9 protein-coding genes are annotated in these 15,199 nt (G+C 72.8%); 3 read left to right on the forward strand and 6 right to left on the reverse strand.

Annotation, left to right across the window (positions count from 1 at the left end; genetic code table 11):
- Positions 1-31: 31 nt before the first annotated feature.
- Positions 32-1,147: a hypothetical protein gene (locus tag WMF19_RS40340; RefSeq protein ID WP_437895236.1), complete on the forward strand. Its 1,116-nt coding sequence runs from the start codon at positions 32-34 to the stop codon at positions 1,145-1,147.
- A gap of 152 nt (positions 1,148-1,299) precedes the next feature.
- Here the strand turns inward: WMF19_RS40340 and WMF19_RS40345 are convergent, their stop codons facing one another.
- From WMF19_RS40345 to WMF19_RS40355, 3 genes are all read right to left on the reverse strand, one after another.
- On the reverse strand, positions 1,300-3,327 hold the full coding sequence (locus tag WMF19_RS40345; protein WP_437895237.1) for a bifunctional metallophosphatase/5'-nucleotidase: 2,028 nt from the start codon (positions 3,325-3,327) through the stop codon (positions 1,300-1,302).
- A 91-nt stretch (positions 3,328-3,418) separates the two neighbouring features.
- Positions 3,419-4,702, reverse strand: a complete 1,284-nt coding sequence (locus tag WMF19_RS40350; protein WP_437895238.1) for a diaminopimelate decarboxylase — start codon at positions 4,700-4,702, stop codon at positions 3,419-3,421.
- A gap of 210 nt (positions 4,703-4,912) precedes the next feature.
- Positions 4,913-5,833, reverse strand: coding sequence for a protocatechuate 3,4-dioxygenase (locus WMF19_RS40355; RefSeq protein WP_437895239.1), 921 nt, complete (start codon positions 5,831-5,833; stop codon positions 4,913-4,915).
- A gap of 1,178 nt (positions 5,834-7,011) precedes the next feature.
- Between WMF19_RS40355 and WMF19_RS40360 the strand changes: the two genes are divergently transcribed.
- A complete protein-coding gene (locus tag WMF19_RS40360) occupies positions 7,012-7,419 on the forward strand; it encodes a response regulator (RefSeq protein WP_437895240.1) in 408 nt (135 codons plus the stop codon).
- Positions 7,420-7,482: 63 nt separating this feature from the next.
- Complete coding sequence (locus WMF19_RS40365; protein ID WP_437895241.1) at positions 7,483-8,379, forward strand: dienelactone hydrolase family protein; 897 nt, start codon at positions 7,483-7,485, stop codon at positions 8,377-8,379.
- A gap of 66 nt (positions 8,380-8,445) precedes the next feature.
- On the opposite strand, the gene WMF19_RS40370 is transcribed toward WMF19_RS40365, so the two are convergent.
- From WMF19_RS40370 to WMF19_RS40380, 3 genes are all read right to left on the reverse strand, one after another.
- A complete protein-coding gene (locus WMF19_RS40370) occupies positions 8,446-9,321 on the reverse strand; it encodes a Uma2 family endonuclease (RefSeq protein ID WP_437895242.1) in 876 nt (291 codons plus the stop codon).
- A 133-nt stretch (positions 9,322-9,454) separates the two neighbouring features.
- Positions 9,455-10,708 carry a hypothetical protein gene (locus WMF19_RS40375; protein WP_437895243.1) on the reverse strand — a complete coding sequence of 418 codons (1,254 nt, stop codon included), beginning with the start codon at positions 10,706-10,708 and terminating at the stop codon, positions 9,455-9,457.
- Positions 10,705-15,033 carry a VIT domain-containing protein gene (locus tag WMF19_RS40380; protein WP_437895244.1) on the reverse strand — a complete coding sequence of 1,443 codons (4,329 nt, stop codon included), beginning with the start codon at positions 15,031-15,033 and terminating at the stop codon, positions 10,705-10,707. Before WMF19_RS40380 ends, WMF19_RS40375 begins: the two co-directional genes overlap by 4 nt.
- Positions 15,034-15,199 lie beyond the last annotated feature (166 nt).

The following is a 15,199-nucleotide window of genomic DNA, read 5'->3' on the forward strand; positions in this document are numbered from 1 at the left end:
AGGTCATCGGACCACCTGAGGAGAGTTTCTTATGAGCAAGGAACGAGATACCGAGACCCAGGGCCCGTTGTTCAAGGTCGTTGACCGGCGCCAGGCGCTCCTGGGGCTGGGGGTGATTGCCGTCACCGTGTCGTGCGGAGATGGCGGCGAGTCGGAGGAGCCCGGAGGCACCGGCGGCGGAAGCTCCACGAGCTCCGGGAGCAGCGGGTCCACGGGCTCGGCTTCGGGCTCGGGCTCGGGAGGCGGGGGGTCCGACCCTGGCACCACCACGGCGGGCTCGGGCGGCGCGGGACCGGCCAGCACCAGCGCCACGGCGGGCTCGGGCGGCTCAGGCGAGGGAGGCTCCGAGCCGGGCACGGGAGGTGGTGGGGGTAGCGGCAGCGGTGACGGCCTCACGGCGCCGCCGTTCGACAATGTGCCGACGTGCAGGGCGCTCAACAAGACGGACGGCGCCGGCCAGGGCCCCTTCTTCATTCACGAGCTCGAGAAGAACGACGACATCTCCCTGGTCCGACAGGACATTCGTGGTCGCTACAATGAGAGCGCGCCGCCCGGCGTGGAGATGCATCTCCACCTGCGCGTGCTCGACATGAGCAAGCCCGATTGCGACGGCAATGGCGTGGGCTTGGCCGGCGTGGAGGTCTACATCTGGCACACGGACGGGCAGGGGTTCTACAGCGGCTTCGGGACGAGGGGTGGCGCCAACGAGCAGAAGCCCGACGCGCCGTACACGGGCAGGCCGGGGCAGAACGATCTCAACAACACGGACCGTTTCTGTCGCGGCGTGCAGACCACGGACGCGAACGGCGTCGTCTCGTTCCGGAGCATCTTCCCCGGCTGGTACAACGGCCGCGACGTTCACATCCACTTCGTCTGCTTCAAGAAGGGGTCGATGTCGAAGGGGCGCACCACGTACCAGGGTGGAGACCACATTTTCACGACGCAGTTCTACTTCGATCCCGCCTTCACCGACTCCGTTCATACCAAGTACGATCCGTACAAGGCGCGCACCACCGGCAGCCTGGCGAATTACTACCAGGGCGCCATCAAGGCCGACGAAGCCGGCAACAGCGGCCTTCGTGCGAAGGCCGTGATGGAAGGGGACATCGTGATCGCCCAGATGCAGATCGCGGTGAACCCGGCCTGAGAGAGCGGGCTCGCTTCCTTCTCACAGCTGCGTCGACCGACCGCCGGGCGCGTTCGAGCCGCGCCGGCGGGCGCCCCTCGCCATCGACGCTGTCCGTTCGATGACACCCTGCTCATGACAATGTCTTGGGGCCACGCGATGGCCTGCCCCGATCAGGGCACGACCGTGATCCGATCCAGCACGGGCGGGGAGACGGGCGAGTTCGCCGCGAAGTAGTCCCGCAGCGCGTCCAGATCCAGCGCGCCGCCGAGCCGATCTGTGCCGTCGTTGAGCACGGTGAAGCCGTCGCCGCCCGTCGCCAGGAAGCTGTTCACCGTCACCCGGTAGGTCCGCGCCGCCTCGATCGGAACGCCGTTGATCCGGATCGAGGCGATGTCGACCTTCGCGCCGACGGGCGCGCTCTGGCTGTACGTGTACGTGAAGCCGTCCGAGATCTGCAGGATCAGGCTTTGCCTCACGCCCCCCGCGTCCAGCCGGAACTGTTGCTCCAGCAGCGTGTCGATCTGCGCCCCCGTGAGGGTCATCACGACAAGGCTGTTGCCGAAGGGCTGCACCGTGAACACCTCGCCGAACGTGACCACCCCGTCAGTGGGCTCGGTGGCAGAGGCCGCGTAGGTGAGGTCCGCGCGGATGCCTCCCGGGTTCATGAAGGCGATCTCGGCCCCGCCGGTCCTCGCGTCGCGCGTGGCGGCGAGCTGGGCGTCGGCGATCACCGCGCCCATCGTGAACAGCCCGGCGCCCATGGCCGGGACCGCGCGGTCGAGCGTCGCGGTGATGGTGCCGATCTGCGTGTTGGCCAGCGGCGCCGCGAGGTCCTTGTAGCGCGTCACCAGGGTGCTCACGCCCGCGTCGGGCGCTTCGCGCGTCACGATGACGTTGTTCGCCGTCTTCGCCGTCACGTCGCCCGTGCTCTTGCTGATCTCCAGATCGATGTCAGTCACCAGACGGCCGAACGACGCCGCGCTCGTCACGATCTTGTCGCCGAGGATGCAGTTGTACGCCTGATGGGTGTGCCCTGAGAGGATCACGTCCACGGCGGGGTCGATGTTCGTGGCGATGTCGACGATGGGGCCAGAGATGCCCGGGCACTCGTTGAAGAGGCCGGTGGGGAGCCCTCCCTCGTGGAGCACCACGACGATCGCCTCGATTCCCTGCGCCTGGAGCTCCGGGACGATGTCGTTCACGGTATCGACCTCATCCATGAACGACAGCCCCGCGACGCCGATCGGCGTCACGATGGACGGCGTGTCCTCGAGCGTCATGCCGATGAAGGCGATCTTCACGCCGTCGAACTCGCGGATGTCGTAGCGCGGGAAGAGCGTCCTGCCGGTCGTCGTGTCGACGACGACGTTGGCGGCGAGGAACTTGAAGTTCGCGCCCGGGAAGAAGGTGCCGTCCGTGCAGCCGTCGGCCGGGCTGCACCCGCCGTACTGCATCCGGAGGAGCTCCGCTGTGCCCTTGTCGAACTCGTGATTGCCGACGCCGTTGATGTCGAGGCCAAGGAGGTTCATGGCCTCGATCGTGGGCTCATCGTGGAAAAGCGCCGACACGAGCGGGCTCGCGCCGATGAGGTCGCCGGCCGAGACCACCACGGTGTTCGGGTTCGTCGCGCGGAGCGCGGCGACGCGCGACGCCAGGTAAGTGACGCCGCCGGCGTCCACGGTGGTGTTGGTGGGTGTGGCAGGCACGGTGATCCTGCCGCTGCTGCCGGTCGGGGGCTCCAGGTTGCCGTGGAAGTCGTTGAAGGCGATGATCTGCACGCTCACGGTGTCGCCGCCGGAGCCGCCGGAGCCGCCGGTGCCATCCGAGCCACCGGAGCCGCCCGAGCCGGCGGCGCCGCTGCCGCCGGAGCCGGCAGCGTCGCTCCCGCCGGAGCCACCCGAGCCGGCAGCGCCGCCTCCGCCCGAGCCGCCCGAGCCCGCAGTGTCGCTGCCGCCGGAGCCGCCGGAGCCGGCAGCGCCACTGCCGCCGGAGCCACCCGAGCCCCCAGCGCCGCCTCCGCCCGAGGTGGTGCCCGTCGCGCCGCCGCTGCCGCTGGACACCGCGGCGGGGGTCGTCACATCGTCGTCTCCGCAGCCCGCGCTGGCGACCGGCGGCACGCACAGCGCGGCTCCGAGGAGCGTGACCCGCCACGCTCGTGCGCATCGCCCGAGGACCCACGAAGCTCCGCTCGATCTCATCTCAGCTCCTCCACGCCGCAGCGCTCGCCGCGCCATGTTCTCACATGCTGGATTCCCGTGGAAACGTCCGTGTGAACGCCGCGCGGCGGGCTCATGGCCGGCCGCGGCCGCGGCTCCAGAACGCGACGACGTCCTCTGGCAGCTCGCGCTCGCGCAAGACCCGGATGTCGTCGGCATCGACGCCGAGCACAGCAGGGATGCCGCGGCTGCAATGGCGAGACCACATGCTCAGCGTGTAAGCCCCCGTGTCGCGGATGAGCACGAGGTCGCCGGGCGACAGCTCCGGAAACGCGAGCTCGCGGGCCAGCACGTCGCCGCCGAAACAGAGCGGGCCGCCGAGGGTGCACGGCGAGAGCGGCCCCTCCTTGGGCTCGGCCTCGGGATCGAGCGCCATGAAGTCATGGTGCCAGTCGTCCGGGTGATACGCGCGGCGCAGCAGGAAGTCGGCCCCGAGGTGAAGGATCGCTGTGCGCCCGGCCGAGTCCTTCTTCACGTACTCCACCCGCGAGACCGCGAAGCCGCAGCCCGCCTGGACCCAGCGCCCGAGCTCGGTGATCAACGCGGTCCCCTCCTCGAAGAGCGTCGGCACCTCGCGCCGCAGCGCGGCCGCGTAGTCCTCGAGCGCCGGGGGGCGGTCCGTGCTCCGGTAGGCGACAGGCAGACCGCCGCCGATATCCATGGTGCCGGCGGCGAGCGGCCCCATCGCGCGCCGGAGCTCCTGGCGCAGCGCCTCGACGCGGCCGATCCCGTCGACGAGCTGCGAGAGCGCGCACCCCTGCGAGCCGACGTGCACGTGCAGCCCGGCGAGCCACGGATACCGCGCAAAGGCGGCGCGCACGGCGTCGGCCTGTTCGAGGGGGACCCCGAACTTGGAGCGCCGATCCGCGACGCTGGTCAAGGCGATGCTGGAGGCCCCGACCTGCGGGTTGATGCGCAGCCCAATGCGGCTGGCCGCCCCCTCGTGACGGACGAGCTCGTCGATGCGAGCGAGCTCATCGAGGTTGTCGGCGTTGAGCCGCACGCCCAGGCGGAGGGCCTCCGCGATGTCGGCGCGGGACTTCGCGGGAGAGTCGTAGACGATGCGGTCCGGAGGGCAGCCGGCGGCGAGCGCGAGCTTCACTTCCTCGAGCGAGGCCGCCTCGAGCCCAGCGCCGCAGTCGACAGCCGCCCGCAGGACCTCGACGAGGGGGTTCGCCTTGATCGCCACGGTGTGGAGGGCGCCCGGCGGGAACGCCGCGTCGATCCGTCCGATGCGCGCCCGCATGCGCCCCAGGTCGTGGAACAGGACCGCCGGCTCCACATCCATCCCGCGGCGCCGCGCCTCGCGGAACGCGCGCGCCATGCTCCCGGGATCCAGCCGATCCGTGTCGCTCATGGAACCTCCCTACCGCAGTCTGGCGCCCCGGAGCGAGATTGTCCGCCGCGCGGGCGCCGCGAAGGGGAGAGGTGCCCTGTTTCCTCGAAATTTCGTGTCGTCCGGCAGGCAGCGGGCAGGCGCCGTTCCGGGTTGCCGAGGGGGGGCCCGGGTCGAGCTGGGGGCGATGAGGCGCTGCCCCCCGGGCGCCCTGGGAGGACTCCCACGCGCTCAGGCATCGACGATGATGTTGAGAATGCTGGTGACCAGCCCCGAGGTGTACGTCGTCGGCATGACCACGCTTCCTGGCGGCGGATTGAGGCTGGATGCCGCGATGTTCGTCGAGCGAGCCGCGTAGGCGGGCTCCTTCTTGAAGACCTCCGCGCTGAGGTCCGCTTCGAAATAGAGCTGCGTCGTGATCCGCCTGGTCGTGGCTCCGTTGATGCGAGCGACCATGTGGACGTGGACCGGCCGCCCTGCGTCCGACCCGGGATAGATCGACTTGAAGCCCACGATCCCGTTGCGGTCGGAGAGCTGCACGCCGCGGCAGAAGCGATCCTGGCTCTCCGGCGTACGCTCGGCCGCGCCCGTGGACGGCGTGGAGGGGTCCTGATGCTCGAAGCCGCTGGTTTGCCCCTCCGCGTCACAGTGCCAGATGTAGACCTCGGCATCGGGGATGGGCTCGTGGTTGTTCCGGGCGTCGAGCAGGCGGACATAGAGCCTGAGCTCGCAGCCGGGGTGGTCGTCCCGGATGTCGTTGCGAAAGAGGCTGATGTCGTTCGGGATCTCGCTGTCGTCGATGAAGGACGACCCCCCGATGTCGGTGGCGGTCAATCGGCAGCTGCCGGCGCCCTTGAAGATCGACGGAGCGAGCGCGTCGGCGCCTCCTGCGCTCACGCCGCCGCCGGCGCTGCTCGGGCTGGTGGCGAAGGGGCCTGCGGCGCTGCTGCCCGTGCTACCAGGGCCGTTCCATGCGCCTCCTCCGCCGCCGGTGCCGCTCCCGCGCTGGTCGCCGCCGATCTCGTCATCCTCTCTGCAGGACACGAGTACGGGCTTGGTGATGGCGAACGCCCCGAGCTTGACGAGGGGCTGCCGACGGTTGAAGACCCAGTCGATCAGATCTCGCGGCACGGCTCCTTGCCTGTTACCCATACAACGGTCTCCTTCGATGAGTCGCTGATCTGACCCGTGCGATCACCCTGGTTTGGCCGGACACGGAGCGGCGCCTCGCCCTTGCGCCAGCGTCGGGGCCAGCGCCGGCGCTGCCCAGGCTCGCGCCGCGGCCAGCGGTGGGGCCGCGGTCGACGCCGCCAGCGCCGCTGGTCCCCGAGGAGGCGCTCGTCGACGCCGCGTCATCCGGGGCATCATCGCCGTTCCCGGTCTCGGACTGGCACGCCACCATGACGAGCGACGGGATGAGCGCGCCGAGGATGGGTCGGGGAGCACGGGTACCGAAGCCGCCCGAGGACAGGCTGCCCCACCCGCTGTTCACGGTGAGACAGTGCTTCAAGGACATACGGGCTTGGCCCTCCTAAGTAAGAACCGGGCGACGCGCCGAGGTGCGCGATCGCGGAGCGACGGACCACAAATGGGATATCGTCGCTCGATCTCGTCGTCAAAAGGATAGATTGAGCTCCAGGCCGAGGGAAAAATCGACGTTCCGATGCTGAGGCCGAGTCGACTCGCGGGCGGCGGGTGAGGACAGGACCGACCTCCCCGGGAGCATCTCACGCCAACTTGCTGAGCACGGACCGTGCCCTGGCCGCCGGGCTCGTTGCATCTCGTCTCTCTCTCGCCTCGTCCAGAACTCTCGTGGAAGAGCCAGGGCTCTCATCGAAGCAGCCCTGGCGAAGAAGTGCAGCGCGCGCGGTGCGCACAAAGTTTCCTGTGTGACTCAGACGAATTCCCGGAACGGGCCGATGTGATCACGCCGCGGGCGCGAGGAGGGGCCATGCCGGTCCTCGGAGGCCGCCGCGGGGCACCTGACCAGCGCGGATCCCGTTGTTTGGAGCGCTGCCGGCGCGGGGCGGCGACGGTTCGGGGCCTGGCGACCGCCTGTACAGGTCGGCTCGTACCGGAGGATGAGCTCGCTCGCCAGAGGACCAGCCGGGCCTGGTCCGAGGGAGGCGAGGCACGATCGCCGTGGTCCCGCTCGGCGTGGGACCCTCCTTGCCGGGCGATGACGGTGCTGGCGCAGCCGGACCCGGATGTGGAGGGGCGCCAGGGGCGCCGCTGGGGCCCTCGCATGTCGGAAAGCCGACGGACGCTTCTGATTTTGTCGGTTTTGGTGTACTAGGCCGCCCCCTCGAGAGCTCGAACCGGACCCCCGCATGACCCGCATCCTCCTCATCGACGACTCCGCCGCGATGCGGGCGCACATGCGAGCCGCGCTCGAGGGGGCGCCTCAGCTCGGGCCGGCGGTGGCGGTCGACGAGACGGCGAGCGGGTTCGAGGCGCTCCGGCGGATGCACGGGGGCGCCTACGACGCGGTGATCATCGACATCCACCTGCCGGACATCGACGGCCTGGAGCTCATCCGTTTCATCCGGCAGAGCCGGCACCATCGCGACGTCGCGGTCGTCATCGTCTCGTCGATGTCCTCGCCGCGCGAGCGCGAGCGGGCGTTCCGGCTCGGCGCGCACGCGTTCGTCGCGAAGCCGTTCGCCGCGGATACGCTGGCGTCTGCGGTCCGGCGGGGGGTCGCGTCGAGCCAGCTGCGCCTGCGCGTCGCGACGTAGGCGGGCGCGACGCCTCGCGGCGAGGCTTCCGGCGCACCGCTCCGAGCTGGTAGGGTGCGGGCCATGACGCTCCTGTCCCACCTCCGCCGCCTCCGCTTGGCTGCGCCGCTGGCGCTGCTCGTCGCGACCGCCTGCTCTGCCTCGTCCCCCGCGCCCCGCGTCGAGCCGCCGAACGGGGCCGCGGCGCCGGCGCCGACGTCGTCCGGCGCTGCGGACAGCCCGACCGGGCTGCTCTCGGAGGAGGACTTCAAGGCCCTCCACCAGCTCAGGGCGGACAAGGCCCCGCCCGCGCGAGGACAGACGGTCGAGGTGGCCGGCACGAAGGCGTACCTGAGCCTGCCGCGGGACGCGAAGCCGCCGATCGCGGGCGTCGTCGTCATCCACGAGTGGTGGGGCCTGAACGAGCACATCAAGCACTGGACCGATCGCCTCGCGGAGGACGGGTATGCGGCGCTCGCCGTGGACCTCTACGGCGGCAAGGTCGCGTTCACGCCGGACGACGCGATGGCGGCGATGAAGGCGGTCGACGAGGCGAAGGGGATCGAGATCGTGCGCGCGGCGCACCGCTTCCTCACGACGGACGCGCGCGTCCTCGCGCCCCGCACGGCCTCGATCGGGTGGTGCTTCGGCGGCGCGTGGTCGCTCAAGCTCGCGCTGAACGAGCCCGAGCTCGACGCGGCCGTCATCTACTACGGCCGGCTCGTCACCGACCCCGCGCAGCTCAAGGCGATCAAGGCGCCCGTGCTCGGCATCTTCGGCAACCAGGACAAGGGCATCCCGCCCGAGGTCGTCAACGACTTCGACAAGGCGCTCCATGACGCGGGCATCGAGCACGAGGTGCTCCGGTACGACGCCGACCACGCCTTCGCGAACCCGTCGGGAGAGCGGTACAACACCAAGGCCGCGGCGGACGCGTGGGAGAAGGCGCGGCGGTTCCTGGCGGCGAAGCTGAAGGGCTGATGAGCGGCGCGGCGGCGGGGCTGGCGAGGAAGACTCAAGCGGCCATCCCCCTCGCCGGCCAGGCGCTCAGCGGGACTTGAGCCGCTCTATCTCCGCGCGCGCCTGCGCAAGCTGCCTCTCTGTCTCCTCGCGCAGGCGCTGCTCCTCCTCGCGCAGGCGCTGCTCCTCCTCGCGCAGGTGCCGCTCCCTGTCGAGCTCCGCGGCCAGCTCCTCGGCGACGCGCTGCGCGTCCTCCTGGTGGGAGATGACCTGATCGAGCATCCCGCCAAGGCGGGCGATCATCTCGTCCGCGTCCTCGAGAGGGGCGTTGCCCGCGAAGAAGCGGAGGCGAGGGCCGTCGAGCAGCAGATCGAGGCCGAGCACCTCGGAGGCGAACCGGCCAGCCTGAGGCACGATGCGCTGGTAGGCGCGCGGGCGTGAGGGATCGCTCTCCTGGGCCGCGGGCAGCCTGTAGGCGTGCAGGCGCAGGCGGGCGCGGTCGAAGAGGAAGTACTCGCGGATGCCGAGCCGGGCGTAGCGGTCGACGTTGAGCTTGTGATCCTTCGTGCGGCTGCCGGCGACGTGGACCTCGATCACGAGATCGAGCCCCTTGCCCTCGTGGTCGACCGCCCACCGCATGCGCTCGTGGGGCTCGACGTCGACAACGGCGAGCAGGTCGGGCGCGAACCGCGGCTCGCCGGGATAGAAGACGGCGAGCTCGGAAGAGAGATAGATCTTGCGGGCGGTGCGGCGAAAGAAGCCGTCCAGGGCGTCGAGCGCATCGCGCTTCGCCTTGCGGTGCGCGTCTCCTTCGGGAGGCATGAGCTCCAGCGGGACCTCGGCAGGGAGCATGTCGACGACGCGCGCGCGCTCGGCCGGGGTCATCCGCGCCCACTGCTCGCTCGTCGGCGCGCGCGGGTCCGCAGGGTCGAAGAGATAACCGGCAGGGAGGGCCTGAACCACACGCAAAGCCTAGCTCAACCGACCTCGCTCGGGGAGGCTCCCAGGGCGCCGCGCGCCAAGGGCATCCCTTGCACCCCTTACGGCCAGGCATCGTTTTCCGTTCGATTTTCAGGGGCGGTCGTCGCTCCTCGCTTCAGCGGAGCTCGCGCAGCGCTGCGATGAGCTCCGACAGCGACGTCGCGTCGCTCCGATCGAGCGCCACCGAGCCCGCGGCGAGCGCCTCGGCGAGCGCGCGCGAGCCCCCGGCCTCCGGCGCGGCGGCGGCGACGGCCGACTCGGCGCGCGCTATCTCCGTCACGAGCGCGCCGATCGCCGCCGGGTCGATCGCCGCTGCCCTCGCCGTCGCGGAGAGCGCGCCCGCGGCGCTCTCGACCTGCTCGACAGAGGCGCGCGTCGAAGCGTGGAGCTCCGCCAGGCGCAGCCGCTCTAGCAGCGCGCCGTACGCCGACTCCATCGCGGCGAGCTCGCGCAGCGCGAGCGCCGCCGGGCCCTCCGCGGCCTCTGGACCGGCCGCACTGTCGACGGCACCGAGCGCCCCCGGCGCGCGCCGCCCCGCGATCTCCATGACCTCGACGCGCGCCGCCCGCACCTCGCCGAGGAACGCCTCGAGCGAGGCCGCCGCCGGCGCGAGCGCGCCCGCGCCCAGGGTCGCGAGCGCCTGCGTGGCCTCGCGCGGCCGCCGCCGCAGCAGCCGCCGGAGGGGCGCGTTGCATGCGATCCGCAGCGCCGCGGCCTCCGCGGCGGCGAGCACCCGCTGGCCCATCGACAGCTTCAGCGCGGCCTCGTCGCACGCGCGCGCGAGGTCCTCGGCGAGCGCGCTCGCCTCCGGTCGCGTCTCCGATCGTGGCCCGTCCTGCGCGCCGGCGCGCTTCGCCTCGAGCGCGGCGCGCGCGTCGGCCAGCGCGCCGACCGCGGCGCGCAGCCGCGCGACGGCGTCGTCGGCCGAGGCCGTCTCGGCGGCGAGGTCGTCTCCCTCGGCGTACGCGCGCTGGCTCGCCGCGAGCAGCCGGCGCCGCTCGTCGCCCGCCCGCAGCGCCGCGGCGCTCCGGCGGGCCCGCGCCGCCCCGAGCGCAGCCGCGGCGCGCGCGCCGAAGGTCCACGCGCACGCCGCGGTCGCCCCGATCGCGGCCGCGGCGGCGATCCCCACGGCGGCCGTCGGGACGGCCGCGCCGGCGCCCGCGCCCACGCGCAGCCCGATCATCCCGGCCGCGAGCGCGCAGGCCGCCGCGCCCGTGCCGACCGCGCGCGCGCCGCGCTGGCGGGGAGCGGCCTCGAGCGCCGTCACGCCGAGGTAGGCCACCGAGCCGAGCGCCACGAGCAGCAGGACGAGCGACAGCGGCGAGGTCAGCGTGATGAGGAGCCAGCCGAGCAGCGAGACGTCGATCATCGCAGCGCGCCGCTCGCCAGCGCGACCTCCCGGTCCTTCGCGCCGATCGACCCCGGCGCGCTCGTCACCTGGAACGACGCCCCGTCCCACACGATCGTCGTCACCACGAAGCGCACGTCCCTCCCCGGCGGATCGCTGCGGAACCGGACGCGCCACTCGAGGCGCGCGAGCTCCGAGGCAGGCAGCTGCACCGCCGCGAGCCCGACCGCCGGCGCGAAGGTGCCGTCGCCGAGCGCCGCGTCCACCTGGCCGTCCCGCGCCGCGAGGGCGAGCTCCGCGGCGTAGTCCTCCCAGAGCACGACGCGCAGCGCCCCGGGGCCGCTGAAGAGCTGGAGCTCCTTCAGCTTGCGGGCGAGGCTCTCGGCCTCGGCGCCGGCCTCGGCGCCTGCGCCGCCGCCCCCGGCGAGCAGCCGGCCGATGCGCGCCGCCGACAGGAGCCGCGCCCACGCGCGCGGATCGTCGGTCCCCGGCGTGCCCTCCGCGGCGGCGACCTTGCGCTGGATGCGGAGCGCCTCGTCGACGCGCCCGCTGCCCGCGGCCGCCGCGGCGAGCCTCAGCCAGCCCTGGGGCTCGGCCGGCGCGAGGTCCGTGAGCGTCGTGTACTGGCGGTACGCCGCCGCGTACCAGCCGTGCCGGAGGTAGACGTCGCCGAGCATCGCGCGCGACGCGGGGCTCGCCGGATCGAACTCGACGACCTCCGAGTACGTGCGCAGCGCGTCCGCCTCGAAGCCGCTCGACGCGAGCACGTCGCCGAGATCGAGCGCGAGCGCCGGGCTCATGAAGCCGCGGTCGCGCAGCCGCCGCCCGTAGGCGAGCGCCTCGTCCTTCCGGCCCGCCTCCGCGAGCAGGCGCACCCGCCGGATCTCCCCTTCCGGATCGTCGGGCCGGTCGGTGAGCGCCTGCCGCACCAGCGCGAGCCGCTCGTCCACCGTCGGGAGCGCCGCGAGCCGCTCGTCGAGGAGCGCCCAGCTCGCCCTTGGATCGACGCCCCCGAAGAGCGTGCGCCGCACCGCCGCGTTGATCGCGGGGTCCACGCTTCGCCGGAGGAGCGCGTGCGCGATGAACCGCTGCGCCTCGGGCTCGCCGCCGAACCGGGCGAGCAGCGCCTCGGCGCCGCCCTCGGTGGACACCTTCGCCTGGAGGAGCGAGAGGAGCGCGGCCCTCGAACGCCAGTCCGGCAGCTCGCAGGTCGTGAGCGCGCCTTCGTAGCGCGCGATGAGCTCCTCCGCCGCCGTGGCGCGTGCGAGGCGCTTCGACCAGACGACGATGCGCTCGGCGAGCGGCCGCCGCGCGGTGTCGCTGCACGGCGCCATCGCGACCTGCGGGCGCCTCGGCGGCGGGGAGGTCCGGGGAGCGGGGCGCACCGCCGCGGGCGCTGCCTTGCGGGCCTTCTCCAGGCGCAGGATGGCGTCGGACGGCGTGGTCGCACCGCCGCCGCCCACCGTGCCTTTGAACCTGAGCGCGCCGGCCGCGCGCCGCGCGGGCGGCTCGCCGGCCGCCGGTGCGCTCATGGGCGCATCCAGCGGGCGGGGGGCGTCGGCCTGGTTCGCCGCGGCCTCCTGCTTCAGCCGCGCGGGCTCTTGCTTCATCTCCGCCTCCTCTGCCGGGGGCGCCGCCGTCGCGGTGGGCGCGGGAGGCGGGGCCGCCTGCGCGGCGCCCGGCGAGGCGACATCCCCCCGGGCGCTCTGGTCCCGCTCGTTGCCCTGCTCCGCGATCGCGGGCGCCATCGCCGGCGCTGGCGCCGCCGCCTGCGCCCTCGCGCCGTAGCCGCCTTCTTTCGCCGGGCTCTCCTCGTAGCTCGCGCTCGGCTCTCTGTTCGCGCACCCGGCGGCGACGGCCGCGGAGGGCGGCGCGAGCAGCGCCGCGAGCTCGCGCTCTCGCTGGGGCGTGAGCGCCGTCAGCCGCTCGCCCCGGAGCGGCGAGCGCCGCCGCCGGATCCCCTGGTTCACGTAGGCCTGCTCGCTCTCGAGCGCCAGCGTGCTCGTGAACGGCGTGATCAGCCCGTAGTCGAGCCCGAGCTCCACCACCTTGCCCCGGTGCGCCTTGATGTCGTCGCCGTCCGCGAGCAGCCGCCGCATCTTTTCGGCGGCCCAGAAGCGCGGCACCAGCGCCGCGCCGACGCCCCGATCGAGCTCGATGGGGTGCTCGCGCGTGTACTCCTTCCCCGCGAGCCGCCCCTTCACGATCGCCTTCGTGGGCAGCGCGTGGTGCGTGCGCGCGAGCAGCACCACCTCCTCGCCGCGCGACACCTTGCCGCTCGCGGTGAGCATCGGCTCGTCGAGCCCTGCGCCGAGGTCGATCGCGAGATCGGTGATGGTCGGCGTCTTGATCGCGCCGGCGAGGCGCAGCACCTCGGACGTCGAGCCCTCGGCCTCGTCGATCCGGAACGCCTGTCCTCCCCCGGCGCGCGCGAGCTCGCGGAGCAGCGCGTGGTTCGAGTTCTCGCCGACGCCGACGGTGAAGAAGCGCGCGCGCGAGCCCGTGAGCGAGCGCCGGAGCCGCTCCGCGAGGCGCGCGCCCGTCACCTCGCCGCTCGTCGCGAGCCCGTCGCCGATGTAGATGACCGCCGGCTGCTCCTTGCCGTGCACCCGCCCGAGCGCCGACTCGAACAGCGCGCCGAGGTCGGTCGCGCCCCCCGTCGCGTGCTCGGCCAGCCGCGTGAGCGCGGCGGAGATCTCCTTGTCCGAGGCCTCCGCCAGCCCGTCCTTCGGGTGCAGGACGGCCGGCGCCGAGTCGAGCGCGATCAGCGCGAAGTGGTCCGACGGCGACATCGCCCGCAGGATCGCCTCGGCCGCCGCGGCCTTCTGCTGCCGCGCCGACTCGTCGGCCGACGCCGACGTGTCCACCACGACGACCAGGTCGGCGGGCAGCTCCTTGAGCTCGGCCCAGTCCACGTCGGGCACGTACCTGGCCATCACGTAGTCCGCGCGGTCCTCGCCCGCGGCGAAGCGCGACACCCGCAGCGGCGACGGCTTGGCCTTGACGGCGGCCTCCAGCTGGAAGTCCGCGCGCGGCTCGTAGCCGCTCCGCCGCATGCTCACCCGCCGCCCGCCGTCCTCGATCACCGCGTCGGCGAGCGTCGCGATCTGCAGCCCCTGGCCGGCCTGGCCGAGATCCACGGAGAGGGAGAACTCGCCGATCTGCACGGGCTCGCTCGCGCGCATCGGATAAACGTAAGCAAGCTTGCCCGATGGCGCGCTGAGCATCTCCACGTAGCGCAGCACGACGCGCCGGGAGCCGCTGGCGGGCACGGGGAAGATGCGGGCGCGGTAGCTGTGCCCGTCGACCCACTCGAGCAGCGCCGGCTCGTGGCCGGTCTGCACGGCGGTCTGGTACCGCTGCGCCGCTTCCTTCCGCTCGATGACCTCGCCCTCGACGAGCACGCCGTTGGTCTCCACGGCGAACGAGCTCACGATCGCCCGCTCGGGCACGGTGAACCAGTACCAGCCCTCGACCTGGCGTCCGCCCGGGTTCGAGAAGGTCTGGTCCACCTCGGTCTCGGCGATGCCGTCGCGCAGGACGGCCCGCACGGATTGCCGGCTGATCTCGAGCGTGCGCGCCTGCGTCCCGGGGGCGCCCTGCAGGTCGACGCCGTAGATCCGGCCCGATCCGCTGCCTTCGCCTGCTAGCGGCCGGTGGTCGCCCATGCCTCCGGTCCAGTCCTCCCAGTAGGCGAGCGGCGCCACCTTGGGCGCGGCGCTGCCGGCGACCGTCGCCTGCTCCCCTGCGTGCACCTCGACGCGCCCGCCGGGGGCCGCGACGACGGCGAGCCCGCGCGCCACGTACACGCTCACGGCGTCGCCCGAGCGCCTCATCGACAGGCCGGCGTCGGCCGCCGAGACGTTGACGTCCCCGAGCGCGTGCGAGAGCCCGCCGCGCCCTTCGGGCGGCGCGTCGAGCCAGACCTCGCCCTGGGCGATCGAGAGCCCCTCTGCGCGGAGCGCGATCTCCGAGTCTGCGCGGAGGAACACCGCCGAACCGTCGGCGAGCCGGACGAGCGCCCGCGCGCCCTTTCCGGTCGCGAGCTTCGCCCCGACCGGGACCGGTATCCCGGACACCACCGTCGACTTCCTGTCGTCTTGCGCGCTCGCCGCCAGCGTGACCTCCCCCGACGACAGCTCGAGCCGCGCGCCGATCGCGCTGGTCTTCTCGGGCTTCGTCTCGTGGCTCAGGACGAGCGCGGTCACGCTGGCGGCGAGCGCGAGCGCCCCGAGCGCGAGCCGGAAGCGCAGGCCGCGCCTGCGGCGCGCGAGCTCGGCCCCCGCCCTCGCTGCGCCCTCTTCTGCCGGCGTGTCGGCCGGCTCTACCTGTTCATGCGACGACATCCAAGACCTCCTCGCCGCGGTGGCCCTCGCCCCCGGGAGCCCAGCGCGGGGCCGCATGCAGACGTCCCATGCCCCCCGGCGATCTACCGAAGCGATCGCGCTGGTCATCGTAACGGGAAAGCGCGGAGGAAGCGTAGCCCCAAGCCGGAGCGGGACGGCGAGCGGC

Origin of the sequence: Sorangium sp. So ce124 (assembly GCF_051525235.1) — a bacterium.
Classification (GTDB): domain Bacteria; phylum Myxococcota_A; class Polyangia; order Polyangiales; family Polyangiaceae; genus Sorangium; species Sorangium atrum.